The 23,948-nt window shown below is 35.5% G+C and carries 18 protein-coding genes and 3 pseudogenes; 7 read left to right on the top strand and 14 right to left on the bottom strand.

Features of this window, described 5'->3' with window-relative positions; genetic code table 11:
* Positions 1-44: 44 nt before the first annotated feature.
* From OPR52_RS05790 to ygfZ, 3 genes and pseudogenes are all read right to left on the bottom strand, one after another.
* A pseudogene (locus OPR52_RS05790) lies at positions 45-302 on the bottom strand (IS256 family transposase); the annotation flags it as partial.
* A gap of 79 nt (positions 303-381) precedes the next feature.
* Positions 382-1,707 carry an IS4 family transposase gene (locus tag OPR52_RS05795; RefSeq protein WP_265037763.1) on the bottom strand — a complete coding sequence of 442 codons (1,326 nt, stop codon included), beginning with the start codon at positions 1,705-1,707 and terminating at the stop codon, positions 382-384.
* A gap of 260 nt (positions 1,708-1,967) precedes the next feature.
* Positions 1,968-2,774, bottom strand: coding sequence for a CAF17-like 4Fe-4S cluster assembly/insertion protein YgfZ (gene ygfZ, locus OPR52_RS05800; RefSeq protein ID WP_264723436.1), 807 nt, complete (start codon positions 2,772-2,774; stop codon positions 1,968-1,970).
* Between the two features lie 186 nt (positions 2,775-2,960).
* Here ygfZ and OPR52_RS05805 point away from each other — a divergent pair, with 186 nt between their 5' ends.
* From OPR52_RS05805 to OPR52_RS05815, 3 genes are all read left to right on the top strand, one after another.
* Positions 2,961-3,242 carry a co-chaperone GroES gene (locus OPR52_RS05805; protein WP_173862895.1) on the top strand — a complete coding sequence of 94 codons (282 nt, stop codon included), beginning with the start codon at positions 2,961-2,963 and terminating at the stop codon, positions 3,240-3,242.
* Between the two features lie 90 nt (positions 3,243-3,332).
* Positions 3,333-4,982, top strand: coding sequence for a chaperonin GroEL (gene groL, locus OPR52_RS05810; RefSeq protein WP_264723435.1), 1,650 nt, complete (start codon positions 3,333-3,335; stop codon positions 4,980-4,982).
* Between the two features lie 466 nt (positions 4,983-5,448).
* Positions 5,449-6,308, top strand: a protein-coding gene (locus OPR52_RS05815; RefSeq protein ID WP_265037751.1) for an IS630 family transposase whose coding sequence is annotated in 2 segments (ribosomal slippage) — positions 5,449-5,773 and positions 5,773-6,308 — 861 coding nt in all. Because the reading frame shifts where the segments join, the coding sequence is not laid out codon by codon here.
* Positions 6,309-6,496: 188 nt separating this feature from the next.
* Here OPR52_RS05815 and OPR52_RS05820 read toward each other — a convergent pair.
* From OPR52_RS05820 to coxB, 5 genes are all read right to left on the bottom strand, one after another.
* Positions 6,497-9,628, bottom strand: coding sequence for a DUF3971 domain-containing protein (locus OPR52_RS05820; protein ID WP_265037993.1), 3,132 nt, complete (start codon positions 9,626-9,628; stop codon positions 6,497-6,499).
* Complete coding sequence (gene rnhA, locus OPR52_RS05825) at positions 9,621-10,058, bottom strand: ribonuclease HI (protein WP_151807582.1); 438 nt, start codon at positions 10,056-10,058, stop codon at positions 9,621-9,623. Before rnhA ends, OPR52_RS05820 begins: the two co-directional genes overlap by 8 nt.
* A 175-nt stretch (positions 10,059-10,233) precedes the next feature.
* Positions 10,234-11,121 carry a heme o synthase gene (locus OPR52_RS05830; protein WP_174515960.1) on the bottom strand — a complete coding sequence of 296 codons (888 nt, stop codon included), beginning with the start codon at positions 11,119-11,121 and terminating at the stop codon, positions 10,234-10,236.
* A gap of 1 nt (position 11,122) precedes the next feature.
* Positions 11,123-12,673 (bottom strand): cytochrome c oxidase subunit I, encoded by a 1,551-nt coding sequence (ctaD, locus tag OPR52_RS05835; RefSeq protein WP_265037995.1) that lies wholly within the window; start codon positions 12,671-12,673, stop codon positions 11,123-11,125.
* A 15-nt stretch (positions 12,674-12,688) separates the two neighbouring features.
* Positions 12,689-13,453, bottom strand: coding sequence for a cytochrome c oxidase subunit II (coxB, locus tag OPR52_RS05840; RefSeq protein ID WP_264723432.1), 765 nt, complete (start codon positions 13,451-13,453; stop codon positions 12,689-12,691).
* Between the two features lie 417 nt (positions 13,454-13,870).
* On the opposite strand from coxB, the gene OPR52_RS05845 reads away from it, so the two are divergent.
* Both OPR52_RS05845 and OPR52_RS05850 read left to right on the top strand, forming a co-directional pair.
* Positions 13,871-14,730, top strand: a protein-coding gene (locus OPR52_RS05845) for an IS630 family transposase (RefSeq protein ID WP_265037751.1) whose coding sequence is annotated in 2 segments (ribosomal slippage) — positions 13,871-14,195 and positions 14,195-14,730 — 861 coding nt in all. Because the reading frame shifts where the segments join, the coding sequence is not laid out codon by codon here.
* Positions 14,731-14,820: 90 nt separating this feature from the next.
* Positions 14,821-15,653: pseudogene (locus OPR52_RS05850) on the top strand (IS5 family transposase).
* Between the two features lie 414 nt (positions 15,654-16,067).
* On the opposite strand, the gene folD reads toward OPR52_RS05850, so the two are convergent.
* The 5 genes from folD to OPR52_RS05875 all read right to left on the bottom strand — a co-directional run bounded on the left by folD (position 16,068) and on the right by OPR52_RS05875 (position 20,328).
* The gene (folD, locus tag OPR52_RS05855) at positions 16,068-16,946 is read right to left on the bottom strand and encodes a bifunctional methylenetetrahydrofolate dehydrogenase/methenyltetrahydrofolate cyclohydrolase FolD (RefSeq protein ID WP_264723294.1); all 879 of its coding nucleotides are present in this window, start codon (positions 16,944-16,946) and stop codon (positions 16,068-16,070) included.
* Positions 16,930-17,505, bottom strand: coding sequence for a UbiX family flavin prenyltransferase (locus OPR52_RS05860; protein WP_265037997.1), 576 nt, complete (start codon positions 17,503-17,505; stop codon positions 16,930-16,932). The genes folD and OPR52_RS05860 overlap by 17 nt, the downstream gene beginning before the upstream one ends.
* On the bottom strand, positions 17,498-17,764 hold the full coding sequence (locus tag OPR52_RS05865) for a DUF2312 domain-containing protein (protein WP_010082293.1): 267 nt from the start codon (positions 17,762-17,764) through the stop codon (positions 17,498-17,500). Before OPR52_RS05865 ends, OPR52_RS05860 begins: the two co-directional genes overlap by 8 nt.
* Positions 17,765-17,777: 13 nt before the next feature.
* A complete protein-coding gene (locus tag OPR52_RS05870; protein ID WP_007549013.1) occupies positions 17,778-19,061 on the bottom strand; it encodes an HlyC/CorC family transporter in 1,284 nt (427 codons plus the stop codon).
* Positions 19,062-19,149: 88 nt separating this feature from the next.
* Positions 19,150-20,328 (bottom strand): aspartate aminotransferase family protein, encoded by a 1,179-nt coding sequence (locus OPR52_RS05875; RefSeq protein ID WP_264723293.1) that lies wholly within the window; start codon positions 20,326-20,328, stop codon positions 19,150-19,152.
* Between the two features lie 275 nt (positions 20,329-20,603).
* On the opposite strand from OPR52_RS05875, the gene OPR52_RS05880 reads away from it, so the two are divergent.
* Positions 20,604-21,776: an NADH-quinone oxidoreductase subunit D gene (locus OPR52_RS05880; protein WP_010962676.1), complete on the top strand. Its 1,173-nt coding sequence runs from the start codon at positions 20,604-20,606 to the stop codon at positions 21,774-21,776.
* A gap of 320 nt (positions 21,777-22,096) precedes the next feature.
* A pseudogene (locus OPR52_RS05885) lies at positions 22,097-22,929 on the top strand (IS5 family transposase).
* A gap of 154 nt (positions 22,930-23,083) precedes the next feature.
* Here the strand turns inward: OPR52_RS05885 and OPR52_RS05890 are convergent.
* Positions 23,084-23,943, bottom strand: a protein-coding gene (locus tag OPR52_RS05890; RefSeq protein WP_265037751.1) for an IS630 family transposase whose coding sequence is annotated in 2 segments (ribosomal slippage) — positions 23,084-23,619 and positions 23,619-23,943 — 861 coding nt in all. Because the reading frame shifts where the segments join, the coding sequence is not laid out codon by codon here.
* Positions 23,944-23,948 lie beyond the last annotated feature (5 nt).

The raw sequence follows: 23,948 nt of genomic DNA on the forward strand, positions 1-23,948 counted from the left end.
TCAGCAGAGTGACAAAATAGGTAGACAAGATAAACCAAAAAATCAAGAAGAAGTGAGTGTGCACTTGTCCGTAAAGTCTTTCCATTTCTCCCATTTCTTCGATTATTCTCTTCACTTTCAGCTAATAAGTGATTTTCTATTTCACCTTCCAAACTTGCCTCCAGCAGCTTTTTTATAAATGGTGTAAATGCTCCATCCCTTCCTGTTAATGGTCTGCCTTCCCTTATTGATGACAGTATATTTGCTTCCAGTTCTTTGTAATCTACCAAACCGGTAGTTCTGTTTACTACTTTCTGACTCATTGTCAAACCTCCATTTTTTTATATCAATTTATTACTTTTTTTTCGGTTTGACACACTTTTTTGAACCATACGCGTCAAGTTAAGAGATTGTGAGCAAATTTAGAGAGGTTAAAGTGGATACTCTAGCCCTTCTACGTTTGTCTTTTAATGAAAATCGCGACCAAGTTATAGTGAGTTTTTTAAGAAATGCTTTTAAACTATTAATTTTGGTTAATACTAAAAATAACTCTCTAACCCGCCTTTTTAGCTCAATAAATGCCTTTGTTAAGCTAAGTTCTGTATTCTTTTTCACTTCTGTGCAAACAACTATGCCGTGAAATATAAGAATTGCGCACAATTTAGCATATAGTTCACATAATACTCTGCATGGCTTTCCTTTTAGCTTATCAAGTCTGATATGGCTTTTATACAATTTAAATAATAACTCAATTTGCCACCTTACTCTGTAAATCGTTAATACTTGCTCAGCACTAATTTTATTTTCTGGAACATTAGTTATAAATATTGACCAGTTCAACAATTTTTGATTTCTTTTAGAGGATGTATATCCCTGCGATCTTGCTAATCTATTAGCTTTCCTTCTTCTGGCTATAGACTGTTCTTCAGTTAGTTTCTGACATATAATTCTTACTCTAATTTTTGCTTCTTTTCCTAACAATACCTCGTTTTCTAAAAATAACTTATCCTCTAAACATTCTAATAACTCCATTTTTTGATTTGTTTCTACATCATATACGTTGGTATCGGATTTATAACGACTTATGAAATAAGCTCCTATTTCATTGATTTGTTTAAAAGAACTTGGCACAAAATAACCGAGATCAGATATTAGCAAATCATTGCTTGATATATTACTTAAATGTTTCCTATATCCCTGGTCTGATCTTATTCCCTCCGTTAAATTAAGTTGGTCTATTATCTGATTCATGTAATCGAAAACTAATTGTAACTTTATTCCAGACTTAGTATTGCTTTCATAGCCACTGTAGCTAGTACCATAACCTTTATACATCTCTTCCATACTGTTAGGTAGAGTAATATAGCTACTGTCCAATAATTTAACACTATTAAATTGCTGTAAGATTTTGCAATCAACTTGCAAGATATTTTTAAAGAGAACCACAGATTCATTATACATCCTTTTCATAAATTCCACTGCTTCTTCAGTAAATCTAAAATCCAAACCTTGTTTTGTTATATCTATCGAGTCCTCGTTTAGTAATTGACACATTGTTTCTACGCTACAATTATCAACTCCTATATTACCCAAGACCATGGCTTTTACGAATGATGAACCTTTTAGCTTTCTCTTTCTTTTTATAAACCTTGTTGTAATTGAGATTTTCTCTGCTTTTTCATTAAAAAATTCTTTGAGCTTTTTTGATAAGCAAGTTATTTTATTCATTGGTTCTCTCACTAAAAGTATATCTGGGAGAACTTATACCTTATTATTCTATCTCTTTCATACCTTTATTTCCTTAACTTGACGCGTATGCTTTTTTGAACATTCCAGGAAATGCAGAAAAAAAATGTTCAACATTATATCAGGAGTCCTTGTCGTTTTAATCTGCACAGATTGCGAAGTTAAATGAAATAGCTTCACTGTTATGATAAGGGCGCTGGCAAAGGGTGTCAAGCAAGTTTTTCGTTTCTATATGCGCTACCTTAAGACTTCAAAGTCTTAACGCACCTAACTCCATCTGCATATAAATTTGCATGGCTCTTTCCAGTATTAAGCAATGCAAATCCAACGTTGTCTACACTAGAGCGCAGTTCCCCTATTTCCTCATTGTTTTCATTTGTCACTTTAGTGCCAATATCTGGAAGTGCGTTATCCCCCTCAACAAGGTAAAGTTTTCTTCTGAATATTTCTTGTCTGCTCATTCGATTTACAACTTCCTGACCTATATAACACCCCTTATTAAAGCTTATACCGTTTACTTTATCGATTAAAAATTGCAGCGGAAACGATGAATTCTGCACCATATCTTTCGCTCCATCTGGAACGAGATTTTGAATTCTGACTTTTTCATACTGAGTAAAATCCCCAACCGGCTCTTTTATTTCATCTTTATGTATGATCCTCATTCCTAGCAGCTTGTGCCTTGGATCTTGAAAAATAACTTGTGATTCACTACTACACTCCGCCAACTTAGTATTAAACAAAACTCCAACCTTATATAGTGCGCTAACGTCTTTAATTTTCACTTTCAAATAAGTTTTAAGCAAATCCAGTTTCTCGATTATTTGCTGCAAGTGCATGTTTTCGCACTCCAAGAGGGTGTATTTACCATATTCAATAAGAAAAAAATCATATAGATATTTTCCCTGAGGGCTAAGCAATAAAGAGTAAATGGCTTTTTGGCTATCCAACTTATTAATATCATTGGTTATAATACCCTGCAGAAAATCTCTAGTGTCAGGCCCATATAGCACTATCACACCACGACTTAAAAATGGTATATAACTCATGAAATCTCTATAAATAAATCTAAATTTTATTATATAACATTAGGCTCTTTTAGAAACTGCTTTTGGCGTGCATATTTTATAATGGCGTGCATATTTTACAAGCTCCAGCCCTTGAAATCTAACTTACGAGTATATATATATAAACTTATAAGTTAATTTGTTGATGAGGAAAAACAAATGTCAAGTATAAGTTTAAATGTATTAGATGATAGCGTGCTGATCAAGCCTATTAGCGAAGAAAAGCAAGGTGGAATTGTGCTTCCATCAAGTGCTGAAAAGAAACCTACTAAAGGTGAAGTTATAGCAATTGGTGAAGGTTCACGCAATTCAAGTGGCGAACGCGTAACTTTAACTGTGAAAGCTGGTGATAAAGTGTTCTATCGCCAATGGGCTGGTACAGAAATAGAACATAATAATGAGAAGCTTATCGTGATGAAAGAGTCCGATATACTTGCTGTCATTAAGTAGCAGTCTTTATTTTACTAAACTGAAACAAAGCGCATTGTAAATGATTTTATTATAGTTTTCTAAATTTTTTATTAACAAGAGGTGATAAAAATGACTAATGTAGTAGTATCAGGTGAGCAGTTGCAAGAAGCCTTTCGTGAAGTTGCAGCAATAGTGGATTCAACGGTAGCAATAACTGCAGGACCTAGAGGAAAAACAGTAGGGATTAATAAGCCCTATGGAGCACCAGAAATTACAAAAGATGGTTATAAGGTGATGAAGGGTATCAAGCCTGAAAAACCATTAAACGCTGCGATAGCAAGCATCTTTGCACAAAGTTGTTCTCAATGTAACGATAAAGTTGGTGATGGTACAACAACGTGCTCAATACTAACTAGCAACATGATAATGGAAGCTTCAAAGTCAATTGCTGCTGGAAACGATCGTGTTGGTATTAAAAACGGAATACAGAAGGCAAAAGATGTAATATTAAAGGAAATTGCGTCAATGTCTCGTACAATTTCTCTAGAGAAAATAGACGAAGTGGCACAAGTTGCAATAATCTCTGCAAATGGTGATAAGGATATAGGTAACAGTATCGCTGATTCCGTGAAAAAAGTTGGAAAAGAGGGTGTAATAACTGTTGAAGAGAGTAAAGGTTCAAAAGAGTTAGAAGTTGAGCTGACTACTGGCATGCAATTTGATCGCGGTTATCTCTCTCCGTATTTTATTACAAATAATGAAAAAATGATCGTGGAGCTTGATAATCCTTATCTATTAATTACAGAGAAAAAATTAAATATTATTCAACCTTTACTTCCTATTCTTGAAGCTATTGTTAAATCTGGTAAACCTTTGGTTATTATTGCAGAGGATATCGAAGGTGAAGCATTAAGCACTTTAGTTATCAATAAATTGCGTGGTGGTTTAAAAGTTGCTGCAGTAAAAGCTCCAGGTTTTGGTGACAGAAGAAAGGAGATGCTCGAAGACATAGCAACTTTAACTGGTGCTAAGTACGTCATAAAAGATGAACTTGGAATCAAGATGGAAGATCTCACGCTTGATGATCTTGGTACGGCTAAAAATGTTAAAATTACTAAAGATAATACCACAGTTGTCAGCGAAAATAGCGATTCTGACAGTGTGAAAGCTAGAATCGAGCAGATTAAATCTCAAATTGAAACTTCAACTTCTGATTATGATAAAGAAAAGCTAAGAGAACGTTTAGCGAAATTATCAGGTGGCGTTGCTGTGCTCAAAGTTGGTGGAGCAACTGAAGTGGAAGTTAAAGAACGTAGAGATAGAGTCGAAGATGCGCTGCATGCAACAAGAGCTGCAATTGAAGAAGGTATAGTTCCAGGTGGTGGGGTTGCGCTTCTTTATGCTTCATCTGTTCTCGACAAATTAAAAGGTGCAAGTGACGAGGAACAAATAGGCATAAACATTATCAAGAAAGTTCTCAGTGCTCCAATTAGAAGGTTAGTTAAAAATGCTGGTCTTGAATCTGCTGTTATAATTGACTATTTGATTAAGCAGAATGATAAAGAGCTTATATATAACGTTGAGGCTATGAATTACGCTAATGCATTTACAGCTGGTGTGATTGATCCAGCAAAAGTGGTGCGCATTGCTTTTGAAACAGCGATATCTGTTGCGAGTGTACTGATTACTACTGAATCTATGATAGTTGATGTACCAAGCAAAGAAAATGCTTCATCTCCTATGGGTGCAGGAGAAATGAGTGGCATGGGTGGATTCTAAGTAGAATGAAACCGTGGAGTAATTGCTCCACGGTAGTTCCAAAAAATCTCACATTTTACTATTCGTTAAAGGTAATACGTTTGGTGCAGAAATGCACTACTGTTTGCATCCGTTTCACTCCTTTATATTGTGGTTGTCTAATAACAAAAAGGCAGCATAAGAAAACTATAACCCCTAGTATATTTATACTATAGCTGACCCAAGCAACACGTCATACCGCGATTCATTCCACAACTGTACGAACATTACAATATGGCACATAGTAAACGATGTCATGAAAGTAGCTGACACTGGAATGACACCCTTTTGGATGGAAACCAGTGTCACGCACTGGCATGACACCCATTTGTTCCTATAGTTGTCTTTTCTCGTCTACCTTATTTTGCCACTCTGCTGAACAGATATAGCTCTTTCCATAAAAGTCCGGATGTGATAGGATAAGGGTAGATGATGATAAGGAGGTTGAATGCCAGCAGCATATAGTTATGATTTAAGAAAAAAAGCAATGGAAGCGCTAGACGAAGGAGAAAGCAGAGAAACAGTGGCAGCAAGATTTAAGATTGGACGAACTACTTTATGGGAGTGGCAGCAAAGAAGAAAAGAAACAGGAGACTTTCAATCAAAAAAACTTGGAAATGGGGGTTACAATCACAAAATTACCGACTGGGATACCTTTGCCAAATTTGCCAGAGAGCACGGAGGAAAGACTCTATCGGAAATGGCTAAACTTTGGAACAACGTTAGTATCCAAACGATCTATCGAGCCCTTAAAAAAATTGAATTTACGCGCAAAAAAAGACATATGGATACAAGGAAAGAAACGAAGAAAAACGTGCTGAATTTTTGAAAATTATAGCGACAAAAGAACCTAAAAACTTAGTGTATATAGATGAGTCTGGCATTGATAACACCGAAGACTACCCCTACGGATATTGCCAGAAAGGACAGCGGTTTTATGCCTTAAAATCTGGAAAGAAAACTCAACGAATCAGTATGGTTGCAGCCTTAAGTGGAAGAAAGATAGTTGTTCCGTTAACCTTTGAAGGCCACTGTAATATGGATGTTTTTAATGGATGGTTTGAGCAATTTTTGACACCGATCTTGGAACCTGGACAGACTGTCATTCTTGACAATGCTACTTTTCATAAGTCTGATAAGATTATCGAGCTTGCTAAAGGGGTTGGTGCAGAAATTTTGTATCTGCCGCCTTATTCTCCAGATTTCAACAAAATTGAGCATCATTGGTTTGCTATAAAAAACAGAGCCAGGAAAAACATTCCTCTATTCGAATCCTTTCGTCGTGCTGTTGATTCTGCCTTCCTATGACCTGTTCGGACTATTATGAGAAATGCTATACAATTTACAACCACCCCCCTACCCTTTTTAGTTGTTCAGCAAATATAGAGAGGTTAAAGGGAGTGGTATTACTTAAACAACTAAATAAAAAACCAGGTAGATCATTCTGAAATTCTTGCATTTTTGTCCATAATTTTGTTAAATAACTTCCCTTTTGGTCATATCGAACCAAATTTCTTTTTCACACCACCTTTTAAGCCACTTTCGTTAGTTTTTGTCATAATGCGATCAAACACTCCCAATAACCTCTTTAATAGGTTTGGAGTTAGCGAAGAGATAAGATCAACAGATACGTTATTGTTTTTGTCATCACCACTTGCTTTATAGTCTATTGAAACGATTCCCCTACTTTTCCCACCAGTAAGAAGTTTTCCAATTATAGGAATTTTTAACAAAGATTTATTAATTGAATATGCTGGTATTACTTGTCCTGCAACCTGGAATTTATAATCTTTAATATCGAGCTTACCACCAGTGCTAATACCTAACTCTGCCCCTTCAAGCCAAGATTCTTCAATTTCAATAGTGCCATCTTTGTATGAGAAAGGTGCATTACATTTATAAAAGTATACACCTTCGTTCTTTATGGCATTTACGATACCAGGCAATGAAGACATCGACAATAAAGTAGTAAGTAGTGGAGCATCTTTGATGTAGAAATTGCTAATGGATAACGTACCATAATGTTCTCCACTTTCTCTCTGAGGAGAGATATAAAAAGACAATTTGCCGTTTTTAATTGATTTACTAATGCCTAAGGAACGCGAAAGTATACCTGCATTATCCGCATATATTTCGAGCCCTATTCCACTGTATTCCGCTAGTATGTTGCTGCTATCTTCTAGAAACTGTCCTGTAAATTGACTTCCATCGCAATTACCTTTAGTACAGGTTACATTCAGCTTAGCATTTTTGATAACGATGCCTTCTTTCATGATTACATTGTCAACATTCATACTAATCTCTATATCTTTGTTTAATCCATTACTGTTTTTGCCAAGCAAGCCTAAAATATCACTTAAGTTAATTTCCTCACCATAAATAGTTATGGCATTTTTTTCCTTACCTGATTCAATTTCTATACTAAAATCATTATCAGGCAATTTAAAACTACTAGAATTTAAATATAAATTTCCATTTTCTACTCTTCCGCTGAGTTTTATATCTAGGTCATTTCCTACAACATCTAATTTGTCTATTAACAATTCACCTGCTCCTTTTAACCTTGTAGAAAACAAAATTTTATTGTGATCTTCAAAACGATTTTTCCATCCTAAATAACTTGAACGTGATTCAAGCTCTGATAAATCCATATTACCATTAACATGCCCCGTCTTATCTTGATTTATCACCGATTCTATATTTGTATTGACATAGCCACCTATATTTTCATCAAAATTAAGTATTTGAGCGGGTAAATCTCCGGTCAAATTCCAGGCGAAACTTTCATTCCTATTGCTACTTTTCAGGTCAAATAATAGCTGTGTGTTATTCACCATACCACTACCATTTAAATCTATAAAGTCACTGCCAAAACTAAGCTTAATATCATATTTACCAAGACTTGCATTATAGACGGCCAAATTGTCAATTTCAGAATGAAAATTTGCTGAGAAGTCTACTTTTTTGTCATCAGCATTTAGATTAAAAATGCGAAAATTAAATACGGATTTTGCCATTCCACTTACTTTATCCCTTTCAACCTTCACCACATCATCCAGCTTAAATCTTATAGGCTCATATAAACCATACGCATCACTTACAGCTTTGCCATTAATGGTTAGAACTGAATCTTCCTTATTTAGAGATTTCATTTCAATATCACCACCATTAACAGTGAAATTCTGAAACTTAGCGCTATTTACAGTAATTTCAAGATCGTTATTCTTGATGATCAAATCACCCTTTAATTCCTTTACTTGCTCAAAATCTTCATCAAATTTTACGCTACCGTTTCCTATATCAGCAACAATTACAATGTCTGACAGATCGTCATCAACCAAATTGTTAATTTTGCCATTGAAACTTACAATGGTATTTAAAACATCCCCATCAATATTATCACAATACCAGCTTTTAAATTTACTATTTACTACACTATCTGGTATATAAGTACATAAATCCTTTGCAGCAAACTTACTAATATTAATTCTAAGTAAAGCATGACTTGTACCAAAGTTCATTTTGCCTATTAAAGAGAGATACGTGTCATTTAACTTAAAATGGAAGTTTTTTACACTAATAATTCCATTACTATATGTTAAATTTATATTTACATTAGTTAAGGCCAAATTTTTGTTCAAATAATTTTCTGTATTTAATACGTATATATTTCCATCTACAATTTCATCCTTTTTATTAATTTTCACTGAGAAGCTTCCTTTGAATCCTATATTTTTGTCCAAATTGTAGCTTTTAACTAATGTAGAAAACTTGCTCAATAGTCCCAATTTTAGATCATAAAATGTCCCGTACACATTTAGCAAATTGTTGCGATTTTTTATCGTAATTGATAAATCATCCAAAAATCCCTTTCCATCTTTTGTATTCACATGAATATCTAAAACATTAAAATCTTCCCCCTTCCCTATATATAATTTATCAATAAAAAATTCATCTTCTGTGCTTTTATCAATAGCGATGTTAGTAAATTCAATTTTTGAATCCGCATTTAAGTCAAAAAAAAATTCCCTTATTGTTTTTAATAGATTTTTTGCACTACTTTCTGTCATCTTGAAATTCTTCCCTGTCATCCCAGTATCTTTTTTTCCTGTCATCCCAGCACTCGTCCTTGTCATCCAAGTAGCTTGACTACTTGTTTCTTTTTTTCTAGATTCCAGCGTCACGCGCTGGAATGACACCGAAGGAAGGCGGTTACTACTTAAATAATGATTATCCAAAAGGTCTAATGAGTTTTGCGGATTAACATTAGTTTCTTCTCTCTTGATACATACATGCACATTATCAGCTGAAACCTGAGAGAGATTTGTGCTAGCTTTAAATAAGGAACTTAACTTAAAATGTACAAAAAGCTCAGGAACTTTTATAGTAAAATTAGGGTTTGCTATTGCCAAATCCGTAATGACTAAATACGGATCTTTGCCATCTTTCTGCCAAACAACTGAGGTATTCTCCATATTAACGCTTGAGCCAACAAATATTTTTGATATTTTATGTTTAACATAAAAATCAATATAATTAATATTGATTTCTAAAGGCTTAAAAAAAATAAAGAAGCACAATATGAATAATAAAGCTACGGAAAATAATATAGTAATTTTTTTAAGCATCGATTATTGCTTTTCTTGCTAAACTATCAGCCTCCTCATTATACTTATCGCCACTGTGTGCTTTAACCCACTTCCAATCAATTTCGTGTTGTGAAGCAACGTTGTCTAGCTCTTTCCACAATTCCATATTTTTTACTGATTTTTTATTACTTGTTTTCCAGCCATTCATTTTCCACTTATTTATCCATTCTGTTATGCCATGCTTAACATAAAGACTATCCGTATATAAATTAATATTACAAGAAAATTTCAATACTTTCAGCCCATTGATCACCGCTGTTAACTCCATTTTATTGTTTGTGGTATTTTCTTCTCTACCATAAATGTCTTTTCTGTAATCTTGAAATAATATGATAGCTGCCCATCCTCCCGCTCCAGGATTACCAGAACACGCCCCATCCGTATATATTGTCACTTCTTTTTTACTCATCTTTGTTTATATCGGTTAACAAAGTATATAGTTGCTTTTATGAAAGCACAATTTCTAAAGGTAGTTTAAGCTGCACCTTTAAATTTTATTATAGAAACAAAAAAAAGTGTGACAACGAGCATTACCAAAAGGAAAAGGAAAAAATAGTTTTTATGTTTCTGCCGTTCTTTCATAACTAAAATAAATCAATAGAACAAAAAATAATACTGGCGAATAGGGAAAATAGATAAGAAATTGAGTAAGAAAACATTTGTTTCTGTGAGTTGTGGTTCTTGAATCTGAGAATTGATATAGCGTACCAAATAAAGATGCAACCTGCAAAAATTGCCATGCTTAGATAAAGTAAAGCCTTTTTCAAGAATAGAGCTGGAAGCAAGCTAGTTAGCACCAGCAAGACACTATAAATTAATATATATTTTCTTGTTTTTTCCGGACCATAAACAATATTGAACATTGGAATCGATGCCTTTGCATAGTCTTCAGACTTATTTAAAGATAGGGCCCAAAAGTGTGGTGGAGTCCACATAAAAATTACTAAAAATAAAATGAAACTTTCCCAATTTACAGAATTAGTCACAGCTGCCCAGCCAATCATTGGAGGGAAAGCACCTGCTGCACCACCGATAACGATATTCTGCGGAGTACGCCTTTTTAGCCAAATTGTATATATGAAAACGTAAAATAATATGCTAACAGCAAGCAAAGCAGCAGAAATATAGTTTACTGCTATTGCCATGATAAATACTGACAATATTCCAAGAGTTATACCAAATTCAAGCGCACTTTCTGCAGAAACTCTACCTGAGGGTATAGGGCGGTTTTTTGTCCTTTCCATGAGCAGATCTATGTCTCTGTCATACCACATATTTATAGCACCTGCAGATCCTGAGCCAAGAGCAACACATATAAGAGATATTAGTGCTAGAAAAGGGTGCATACTACCTGGTGCAGTAACCATACCAGCAACTGCAGTAAATACCACAAGATACATTATCCTTGGCTTCAGCAAACGCCAAAAATCCAGTATTGTTGATTCAACATTTAGCAAAACACTTGTGTACATTCTATTTTACCACTGGTGGTTTTTCGAAAGTATGAAAAGGCGGTGGTGAAGATACCGTCCATTCCAAGGTGTCACCTCCCCAAGGATTATCTCCAGCTTTCTTGCCCCATTTAAAAAGATGTATAACTATAAACACAAAAAACATAACTGAAACAAAGGACATATACGAACCAATTGAGGATATATAATTCCAAGGGATAAACGCATCAGGATAATCAGGTATACGCCTTGGCATACCAGCTAATCCTAAGAAATGTTGAGGTAAAAAAGTGATATTGGTGCTAATAAAAGTAAGCCAAAAGTGGATTTGACCTAAGCGCTCATTATATTGTTTACCCGACATTTTACCAATCCAATAATAAAAGCCAGCAAAAGCTCCAAATAATGCAGCAAGTGACATGACATAATGGAAGTGAGCAACAACATAATAGGTGTCGTGCAGGAGTTTATCTATTCCACCATGAGAAAGAATTATTCCCGTTATGCCACCGCCAACAAACATGAAAATAAAACCTAGTGCAAATAGCATAGGGGTCTTAAACTCAATTGCTCCACCCCACATAGTTGCAATCCAGCTAAAGACTTTTACACCAGTTATAACACCGATAAAAATTGTGGTAGTGCTAAAAAATGCAGCAGCGTCAGCACTAAGCCCAACAGTGAACATATGGTGAGCCCAAACCATAAAGCCAAATACTGCTATACCTATCATTGCATAAACCATCCCTATGTAACCAAATACAGGTCTGTGAGAAAAAGTTGATACAATCTGACTTATGATGCCAAATGCAGGAAAAATAATTACGTAAACTTCTGGATGACCAAAAAACCAAAATAGATGTTGAAATAACACAGGATCGCCGCCACCGGCAGGATCAAAAAAGGAAGTACCAATATTGCGATCAGTAAGAAGCATAGTTATAGCACCGGCAAGCACTGGTAAGGCAACAATCAACATAAATGCTGTTAACAAGACAGACCAAACAAACAGTGGCATCTTAGTTAATGACATGCCTTTTGTGCGCATGTTAAATATAGTAACTATAAAGTTGATCGCCCCAACAATTGACGACATACCAGCAACATGAAGTGCAAGTATAGCAATGTCAACTCCTGCACTTGGATGGGACATTACCTGTGATAAAGGTGGATATAAAGTCCAACCTGTACCTGGACCTTCACCAATAAACACTGAGAGAATGAGCAAAATAAAAGATGACACTAATAACCAGAAACTCAAATTATTCATACGAGGAAATGCCATATCTGGTGCGCCAATCATGAGAGGTACAAACCAGTTACCAAATCCTCCCATGAGGGCTGGCATTATCATAAAAAACACCATTATCAACGCATGCCCTGTAACCATTACGTTATATAATTGATAGTTATTGTTAAGTATATTAATGTGCATTAGCTGAGTGCGAATAATCACCGATAATAATCCACCAATAATTCCAGCTAATATGGAAAAAATAATGTACAGTGTCCCTATATCTTTATGATTGGTGGAAAACAACCAACGCTTTATGCCCTTTGGTACGTCACTCATATCTATACTCCAAATTTAACTCACTAATTTTCTATTTTCAATCCACTTATTAAAATCTTCTTTGCTTACTGCTTCAACAACAATTGGCATAAATCCATGGCCTTGACCACACAATTCGTAGCACTGCCCATAATAAACACCAGGCTTTTTGATATTAAACCACGCCTCATTCAGCCTACCTGGTATCGCATCAATTTTTACACCAAAAGCCGGTACTCCCCAGCTGTGTATCACATCTCCTGCTGTAACTTGTAAACGAACATTAGTATTAATGGGTAAAACGATGTTGTTATCAACAGAGAATAGCTTTAAATCTCCTTCGATAAAGTCTTCTTTTCCCTTAATATAACTATCAAATGACACACCTTGATATTCTGGATATTGGTAACTCCAATACCATTGATGGCCAATAACTTTCAGTGTTATATCAGCTTTCGGTATTTCTTCCTGTAGCTTCAGTAATTTAGCGTTTTCAAAGGCTAATATTCCAACAATGATAGTTGGTATAACAAACCAAATAATTTCTAAAGGAACACTATGGGTAGTTTTACTTATGTTTGTTACTTTGCTTTTACGAAAGCGAAACGCTATATAAGCAAGCAGCGCCCACACAAAAAGCATTATTGTAACCATCACAAGCATCACAAACGAATGTGACCTAACTACAGCCTCCATTACTTCAGTTGCAGGAGCAGGAAATCCAAATTGCCAGGAAGTAGGAGCAGAGGCAACAGATATATTTGAGTAAAATATTATCAATAGTGCAAATAACTTCACCATATCTTTTGTTTGTTTGCTATAAAACTAAGTGATATACTGTATAATAGTATATATAAACTTACTATGCAAATAGAGATTAGTGATGGTTAATAATTTTTTAGCATTCAACAAGTATAATAGTACAATACTAATTGAGGAAAAAAGCATTTACATAAATCTATTGTAAGTAAAAATATTATAATATTTTAAATTAAGTATTTACTTTAAGTAAGTTCTATAATAAGTTTAATAGTGTCTGTTACTGCTAATAACCCTCTAGCCTCACACCTAAAAGCAGTAACAGACACTATTAAACTTTATGACAAGTTTATAATCTGTAAGATCAAAGTCTTACAAGTTTCTTTATTTCATTATATAGCTCTTTCCATAAAAGTCCGGATGTGATAGGATAAGGGTAGATGATGATAAGGAGGTTGAATGCCAGCAGCATATAGTTATGATTTAAGAAAAAAAGCAATGGAAGCGCTAGACGAAGGAGAAAGCAGAGAAACAGTGGCAGCAAGATTTAAGATTGGACGAACTACTTTATGGGAGTGGCAGCAAAGAAGAAAAGAAACAGGAGACTTTCAATCAAAAAAACTTGGAAATGGGGGTTACAATCACAAAATTACCGACTGGGATACCTTTGCCAAATTTGCCAGAGAACACGGAGGAAAGACTCTATCGGAAATGGCTAAACTTTGGAACAACGTTAGTATCCAAACGATCTATCGAGCCCTTAAAAAAATTGAATTTACGCGCAAAAAAAGACATATGGATACAAGGAAAGAAACGAAGAAAAACGTGCTGAATTTTTGAAAATTATAGCGACAAAAGAACCTAAAAACTTAGTGTATATAGATGAGTCTGGCATTGATAACACCGAAGACTACCCCTACGGATATTGCCAGAAAGGACAGCGGTTTTATGCCTTAAAATCTGGAAAGAAAACTCAACGAATCAGTATGGTTGCAGCCTTAAGTGGAAGAAAGATAGTTGTTCCGTTAACCTTTGAAGGCCACTGTAATATGGATGTTTTTAATGGATGGTTTGAGCAATTTTTGACACCGATCTTGGAACCTGGACAGACTGTCATTCTTGACAATGCTACTTTTCATAAGTCTGATAAGATTATCGAGCTTGCTAAAGGGGTTGGTGCAGAAATTTTGTATCTGCCGCCTTATTCTCCAGATTTCAACAAAATTGAGCATCATTGGTTTGCTATAAAAAACAGAGCCAGGAAAAACATTCCTCTATTCGAATCCTTTCGTCGTGCTGTTGATTCTGCCTTCCTATGACCTGTTCGGACTATTATGAGAAATGCTATATGAGGTTGTCCGGAAACAAGTAAAAGGCTATAATATCTGAAATTTTAGTACGGGGTAAAGATGAGAAAAAAGTATCCAACAGATCTAAGCGAAAGGGAATGGGCAAGAATAGAAAAACACTTCAGAGTATCATACAAGAAAGGAGGAAGGCCGCCAAAGTATAGCAAAAGAGAAATATTAGAAGCAATTTTCTATGTATTGCGTACAGGGTGTCAATGGCGGTATTTACCAAATGATTTTCCGCTATGGAAGACTGTGTATGAGCAGTTCAGGCAATGGAAGAAGCAGGGAATTTTTGAGAAAATGAATTATGAAATTACAAAATATAGTAGAAGAAAAATAGGAAGGAATGAGCAGCCGAGTGCCTGTATAGTAGATAGTCAATCTGTAAAGACTACAGAAAAGGGGGGATCAAAGGCTATGATGGAAGTAAAAAAGTAAAGGGTAGAAAAAGGCATATAATTACAGACACTCAGGGTTTTATACTAGGTTGTTACGTAGGCGCTGCTAACGAAAATGATAGAGATGGTATTAAAATAGCATTAAACAATATGAGAACAAAATATACTAAAGTTAAAAAAATGTGGGCTGACATGGGATACCAAGGAAGAAATTTAAAGAATCACATAAAGGAAGAATATGACATAGATATTGAAATTGTTAAAAGGCCTCCATGTAGATTTTGGGTGCACAAAGATACGCCACCTGAGCTACTACCAACAAGAGAACAAGGGTTTAAAGTACAGCCAAGAAGATGGGTTGTAGAAAGGACTTTTGCTTGGGTTAATAGGAATAGAAGGCTATCGAAGGAGTATGATTTACTCACAACATCCACTGAGAATTTCATATACCTAGCTATGAGTAGGGTTATGTTAAAGAGGGAATATGCTTGAATTTACTTGTTTCCGGACAACCTCTAAATTCACAAAATGAAGACTATTATTTTTATTACAGGTGTATCTACGGTTGGAAAATCAAGTTTGGCTCATATATTAGGTTCAAAGCTTTTTATGCCTAGAAACTTTGCAATTCCACTAACTATAGCTAACCCAAGAAAGGTTTCCCTACGTCATACCGCCGCGGTATCTCAGCATAGATTCCGCTAACGAGTAGCGGAATGACGAATTTGTTGTTTTTCAAATTGTAGGTAAACCTAAGCCACTTTAGCTATACTTGTAGAGAAAAAAGAATAGATGATGATCATAAATATTTAATAAATTTGACTACTGAGGAATTTCAAAAATCTCAATTTTTTATTAATTGTGATATGGTACATTCTATCTTCATATAGCTTTCCTCTTCATACCTCAACTAATGAAATTAGAAGCATCAACTCCCTTCTGCAAGCAAGCAGCAATAACAGTGTTCATCATTAGAAATGCAATTGTCATTGGGCCAACGCCCCCGGGTACTGGGGTCATAGCTTTGGCTTTCCCCTTTATTCCCTCGAAGTCAACATCACCTACGAGCTCTCCTACGTTAACGCTATTTATGCCAACATCGATCACTATTGCACCTTTCTTTATCCAGTCTGCTTGAACAAAATTTGGCTTTCCGACTGCTGCAACTACTATATCCGCTTTAGAGCAATATTCAGCTAAATCCCTGCTTTGTGAATGCAAGATGGTAACAGTGCAGTTTTCTTGCAATAGCAGGTGAAACATTGGTTTACCCACGATATTTGACCTACCAATCACCACTGCGTTTTTACCGGAAAGGTTCTCTTCAATTGATTTAATTAAATGCAAAGAACCTTTAGGAGTGCAAGGTATAAGGCAGTTTTTTTCACCTTTAACTAATTTGCCAACGTTCTCATCATGGAAGCCATCTACATCTTTTTCAATACTCACTGCATTAATTACTCTGCTTGCACTAATGTGATTTGGTAAAGGCAATTGCACTAAAATGCCATGCACAGATGGATCTTCATTTAATTCATTGATTTTTTCAATTAATTCATCTTCTGAAATATTATCAGGCAAAACAATGGTCTCAGAACTTATGCCTATTGATTCTGCTTTTTTCTGTTTGTTGCGAACATAAACCTGACTTGCTGGATTGCTACCCATGAGAATTACTTTCAGGCAAGGAAAAATGTTATACTCTCTCTTTAAAATATCAATTTTTTGTGATAGCCTCTCACATAGGTCGTTTGCTATTTTTTTACCATCAATAATAATTGTCACTTCCTTGCCACTCCTTAAAGTCGGGTAATTTGATATCAAATAAATCCAATACTTTGCCAACAGAATGATTAATAATATCATCCAACGATTTCGGTTTAATATAAAAAGCAGGCACTGGTGGAGCAATAATTGCTCCCATCTCCGTTAATTTTAACATATTTTGTAAATGCCCAAGATGCAGTGGTGACTCTCGCACCATAAGAACTAACTTTCTTCTTTCTTTTAGCGTTACATCTGCAGCCCTTGTCAATAGATTGGAAGTAACACCTGATGCGATTTCAGATATTGTCTTCATAGAGCATGGTGCTACAATCATCCCTGAGGTTTTAAATGAGCCGCTTGCTATTTTTTCTCCAATCTTTTCTTCAGAATAGTAAAAATCTGCAAGTGATGTAATATCTTCAAGTTTTTCTTTAATCTCGTGAGCTAAAGTTATTTTCCCAGCACGACTTATCACTAAATGAGTTTCATAATCGACGTCTTGCAACGCTTCTAAAATACGCACACCGTAAATAGAACCAGATGCTCCACTTATTCCAATTACAATTCTGCTATTCACTTAACTCTTCTTCGTAGCTCATTCCCAATGCACGTTTATAGGTATCAAGCAATATTTCTTGTTCCTCTCTGTCATCATCATCCATCTTCCTGAGCCTAATAATTTGTTTCATCACTTTTATATCCCAACCTTCATCTGCGGCTTTTGCATATACATCACGAATGTGATCTTGCACATCCCTCTTTTCTTGTTCAAGTTTTTCGATTCTCTCTATGTAACCCTTCAACTCTTCAGCCGTTATTTTTACTGTATCTTCCATGAAACTCCACTAATTAATTGCTGCCACTAATATTACCAGTTTTTACTTGCACTTCAACAACAGTAATAATATTTTTATCTTTTTTTAAAATCTTAAAGCGAAAACCATACATGGAAAACTCCTCGCCTTCGTCAGGAATGCGCTCTATTTCATTCACAATCATACCTGCTAGAGTTGTAGCTTCTTCATCAGGGAGATTCCAGTATAACTGCCTGTTAATGTCCCTAATAGTAGATTTTCCTTCTATGTGATACATATTATCAGATATTTTCTTTATAAAATTCTCCGTAATCAAATCATGTTCATCCGAAATTTCTCCAACTATTTCTTCCAGTATATCCTCAAGAGTTACAATTCCCTGCAGTGCTCCATACTCATCAATAACAAATGCAAGGTGTTTCCTGTTCTTACGGAAGTTGTGAAGTTGCACGCTGAGCGGTGTACTTTCTGGTATGAACCAAGGCCTTGACATAACTTGGGTAATGTCAACTTCTTCCGCTTTATTATTCTTTTCACGCAAAGCATTTATTAGAGCTTTCACGTGAATTACACCTACAATGTTATCTGGTTCCTTCTGCCATAAAGGTACTCTACTGTGACTGCTGGTTAAAATCTCTCTTATTAACTCTTCTTTATTCCGATCTATATCAAGAGAAAATAGGTTTCTTCTATGGGTCATAATTTGTGATATCTCTGTCTCAGCCAAATCAAGTATGCTGCTTAGCATATCTAAATCCTGTTGCAACATAGTTCCTTCACTGCGGTGAAGAGTAATCATATTACGCATTGCATCCGCTGCAGATATCACTTCCTTATCTTTATGCAGCCCACATAATTTTAGGATGAGGTTAACAATAAATTGAATACCTAGTGTCAATGGAGAAAAAATCTTTACAAAAAACAATACAAAATAAGCAGAAAATGATGCAAATTTTTCAGGATTTTGAATAGCATAAGTTTTTGGTAGAACTTCGCAGAACAATAAAATACAAAATGTCATTATAATTGTTGATAGGAGAATGCCCTCATTTCCAAAAAGATTGATAAATATTGCTGTAAATAAAGCAGAGCAAGTAATATTAATAATTGTATTGCCGAGCAATACCGTTCCTATTGTCAATTCTTTCCTATTTAATAAGCGATCTATTACCCTGGCTTTTTTGTTACCGTCTAGCTTTAGCTTATTAACTCGAGAACGGCTAATTGAGGTTAAGCCTATTTCTGCTCCTGAGAACAAAAACGATAAAACTAACAAAACAAAAATTGCTGATGATACTAAGACCAATAACCAATCCATTAAAGTACGATGTTATTGTGATAAAAAATAAAATTAATTTTACATGTTATGAGAGGCATTTGCAAGCCTGAATTTATATTGCCGAATTTTATATACCTTTAATCTTAAAAAACAAATCATAAAGCATATTACACGCTGCGTTCACATGCTCATCCTCAATGATAAGTGGTGGGGTTATCCTTACTACTTTGTTGTTTAAAACCCTAGTTATTATTAAACCTTTATCAAGAGATCGACTGATAATTTTATCAGCTACAGGAGTTGCTAGTTCTATTCCCATTAGTAACCCTTCTCCACGAACTTCTGAAATCATCTCAGGAAATTCTTTAGCTAAAGATAACAGCTTTTCTTTTAAAGATTTACTAATTCTTTTAACATGATCAAAAAAGCCTTCTTTTAGCATTATATCGAGTACTGCATTACCAACAGTCATGGCAAGTGGATTGCCACCATAGGTTGATCCATGAGTTCCTGGAGTAATTGCTTCTGCTATGTAATCTTTTACTAAACATGCAGCTAGAGGAAAACCGTTACCCATAGCTTTTGCACAGGTTAGCATATCAGGTTCAATGCCGACATTTTGATAATAAAATAAAGAACCGATGCGTCCATATCCGCATTGCACTTCATCAAAGCACAAAATTATCCCTTGAGCTTTTGTTATTTCCCTTACTTTTTGAAGATATTTTACGTCTAGTGGATATACTCCACCTTCGCTTTGTATGGGCTCTAAAAACACAGCAGATGTTTCATTATTGATTTTTTCTTCTAATGCTTTAATGTCATTTCTTGGAACTTTATCAAAACCAGAAAGGAGCGGAGCAAAACCTTCGCGTGATTTTTCATTGCCTCCAGCAGAAATTGCAGCAATACTGCGGCCATGAAAGCCTCCTTCAATTGTAACGATACGATTACGTTTTGCTTGCCCTTTTGAATAAAAGTAACGACGAATAAACTTAATTGCAGCTTCTGTTGCTTCAAGCCCACTTGAGCAGAAAAAAACTTTATCTGCAAAAGTAAGGGTTGTTAAACGGTCAGCAAGCCTTTCTTGCTCGGGAATAGTAAAAATGTTAGAGCAGTGCCATAGTGAGCTCAATTGCTCTTTCAGCTTATCTGTAATGTATGGATGACAATGCCCTAAAGAAGTTGTAGAAATACCTGCAGCAAAATCTAAATATTTTTTACCATCTTTATCAAAAAGATATGCCCCTTCTCCCCTGACTATAGGAGTGTCAAGTCTATTATACGCATTAACAACATGATCCATTTTATAAGTATTGTGGTATTATCTATACTATACCTGAAATGAATCCATTAACACAAAGCTTTTCCTTTAACCTCTTATGCTACTTCAACTAAAAATTTGGCTAATGCAAACCTTTTTTGTCATTCTATAGCTAAAGTGACTTGGTTTTACCAACACTTATTAGCCATTGTAAAAGTTTTTGTTTCTATTGAATGATAGTTGTAGCCTATGCAAGAAGTTTATTGACTTTGAGCGCACTTTAGCCTATACAATTTTAATATCTTAAACTACTGGACATGCCCGATCTAAAGACAATGATGTTAAATTTTGGACCTCAGCACCCAGCTGCACATGGAGTGTTGCGTCTTGTTTTAGAGATGGATGGTGAAGTGATCGAGAGGGCAGATCCCCATATTGGGCTTTTGCACCGCGGTACTGAAAAATTAATAGAACATAAAACGTATCTTCAAGCTTTGCCTTATTTTGATCGCCTTGATTACGTATCACCAATGTCACAAGAGCATGCATATTCACTTTGTGTGGAGAAATTGTTGCAATGTGAAGTGCCAATTAGGGCAAAGTATTTACGTGTCTTGTTTTGTGAACTGACGAGAATACTAAATCATTTACTGAACGTTTCTTCTCAAGCACTTGATGTTGGAGCAATGACCCCTCTTTTATGGCTCTTTGAAGAAAGAGAAAAAATACTGGAATTTTACGAAAGAGCTTCAGGTGCAAGGTTTCACGCAGCTTACATCAGGCCAGGTGGAATTGCAGCAGATGTTCCAGAAGATTTGATTGAGGATATTGCAAAGTTTATAGAGCAATTTCCAAAATATATAGACGATGTTGATGAACTTTTAACAGAAAATAGGATATGGAAGCAACGCACTGTAGGAATTAGTGAAATATCAATTAAACAGGCACTTGATTGGGGCTTTAGTGGCCCAATGTTGCGCGCTGCTGGGCTTGCTTGGGATTTGCGAAAAAGCCAGCCATATGAGATATATGATCAACTAGATTTTGATATACCGATCGGCCAAAATGGCGACTGTTATGACCGTTATCTAGTTAGAATGGCAGAGATTAGGCAATCTATCAGTTTGGTGAAGCAGTGCATAGAGAAAATGCCTGAAGGGCAAATAAAAACTGAAGATAGAAAAATTTCTCCACCGTCAAGAGCAGAGATGAAAAAATCTATGGAAGCTCTGATTCACCATTTTAAGCTCTATTCAGAAGGATATCATGTACCAGAAGGTGAGGCTTACGCAGTTGTTGAGGCACCAAAAGGTGAGTTTGGAGTGTATATAGTTTCAGATGGTACCAATAGACCTTATAGGTGCCGAATAAGAGCACCTGGCTTTGCGCATTTACAAGCCTTAGACTTTATGGCAAAAGGACACATGCTTGCTGACGTTGCAGCAATTATTGGCTCACTCGATATAGTTTTTGGTGAGATTGATAGGTAATCATTGGTACCCGTTCAGGCAATGGCGTCATGCAAGTAGCTGACACATAACTGTACGAACATTTGTTTGCAAAGGCAGTATGTTAAGTGTTATAGCCGATTTTGCCTCAAACACAAAGGCAGTGCCTTGACTACTTGGATCCAGAAAAATTGATTGTGTACTATACAACATTTTTGATCAAAAGCGTAACCGTTCACTGTTAGACTGCATTCTGTGATTTTTAGCAAAACATGATCTTTCATTTGAGCTTCCTTCAATTTAGAGGTTGTCCGGAAACAAGTAAAAGGCTATAATATCTGAAATTTTAGTACGGGGTAAAGATGAGAAAAAAGTATCCAACAGATCTAAGCGAAAGGGAATGGGCAAGAATAGAAAAACACTTCAGAGTATCATACAAGAAAGGAGGAAGGCCGCCAAAGTATAGCAAAAGAGAAATATTAGAAGCAATTTTCTATGTATTGCGTACAGGGTGTCAATGGCGGTATTTACCAAATGATTTTCCGCTATGGAAGACTGTGTATGAGCAGTTCAGGCAATGGAAGAAGCAGGGAATTTTTGAGAAAATGAATTATGAAATTACAAAATATAGTAGAAGAAAAATAGGAAGGAATGAGCAGCCGAGTGCCTGTATAGTAGATAGTCAATCTGTAAAGACTACAGAAAAGGGGGGATCAAAGGCTATGATGGAAGTAAAAAAGTAAAGGGTAGAAAAAGGCATATAATTACAGACACTCAGGGTTTTATACTAGGTTGTTACGTAGGCGCTGCTAACGAAAATGATAGAGATGGTATTAAAATAGCATTAAACAATATGAGAACAAAATATACTAAAGTTAAAAAAATGTGGGCTGACATGGGATACCAAGGAAGAAATTTAAAGAATCACATAAAGGAAGAATATGACATAGATATTGAAATTGTTAAAAGGCCTACATGTAGATTTTGGGTGCACAAAGATACGCCACCTGAGCTACTACCAACAAGAGAACAAGGGTTTAAAGTACAGCCAAGAAGATGGGTTGTAGAAAGGACTTTTGCTTGGGTTAATAGGAATAGAAGGCTATCGAAGGAGTATGATTTACTCACAACATCCACTGAGAATTTCATATACCTAGCTATGAGTAGGGTTATGTTAAAGAGGGAATATGCTTGAATTTACTTGTTTCCGGACAACCTCTAACTTACATAAATCTAACTTCTATATAAATTTGCACTCTACAAAACAGCGATTATTTTTGGGTTCACAAGAGACCATAGAGGTTTGTTGTAATAAGAGTTATAGCATTTCTCATAATAGTCCGAACAGGTCATAGGAAGGCAGAATCAACAGCACGACGAAAGGATTCGAATAGAGGAATGTTTTTCCTGGCTCTGTTTTTTATAGCAAACCAATGATGCTCAATTTTGTTGAAATCTGGAGAATAAGGCGGCAGATACAAAATTTCTGCACCAACCCCTTTAGCAAGCTCGATAATCTTATCAGACTTATGAAAAGTAGCATTGTCAAGAATGACAGTCTGTCCAGGTTCCAAGATCGGTGTCAAAAATTGCTCAAACCATCCATTAAAAACATCCATATTACAGTGGCCTTCAAAGGTTAACGGAACAACTATCTTTCTTCCACTTAAGGCTGCAACCATACTGATTCGTTGAGTTTTCTTTCCAGATTTTAAGGCATAAAACCGCTGTCCTTTCTGGCAATATCCGTAGGGGTAGTCTTCGGTGTTATCAATGCCAGACTCATCTATATACACTAAGTTTTTAGGTTCTTTTGTCGCTATAATTTTCAAAAATTCAGCACGTTTTTCTTCGTTTCTTTCCTTGTATCCATATGTCTTTTTTTGCGCGTAAATTCAATTTTTTTAAGGGCTCGATAGATCGTTTGGATACTAACGTTGTTCCAAAGTTTAGCCATTTCCGATAGAGTCTTTCCTCCGTGTTCTCTGGCAAATTTGGCAAAGGTATCCCAGTCGGTAATTTTGTGATTGTAACCCCCATTTCCAAGTTTTTTTGATTGAAAGTCTCCTGTTTCTTTTCTTCTTTGCTGCCACTCCCATAAAGTAGTTCGTCCAATCTTAAATCTTGCTGCCACTGTTTCTCTGCTTTCTCCTTCGTCTAGCGCTTCCATTGCTTTTTTTCTTAAATCATAACTATATGCTGCTGGCATTCAAC

Origin of the sequence: Wolbachia endosymbiont (group A) of Hylaeus communis (genome assembly GCF_947251915.1) — a bacterium.
GTDB lineage: Bacteria > Pseudomonadota > Alphaproteobacteria > Rickettsiales > Anaplasmataceae > Wolbachia > Wolbachia pipientis.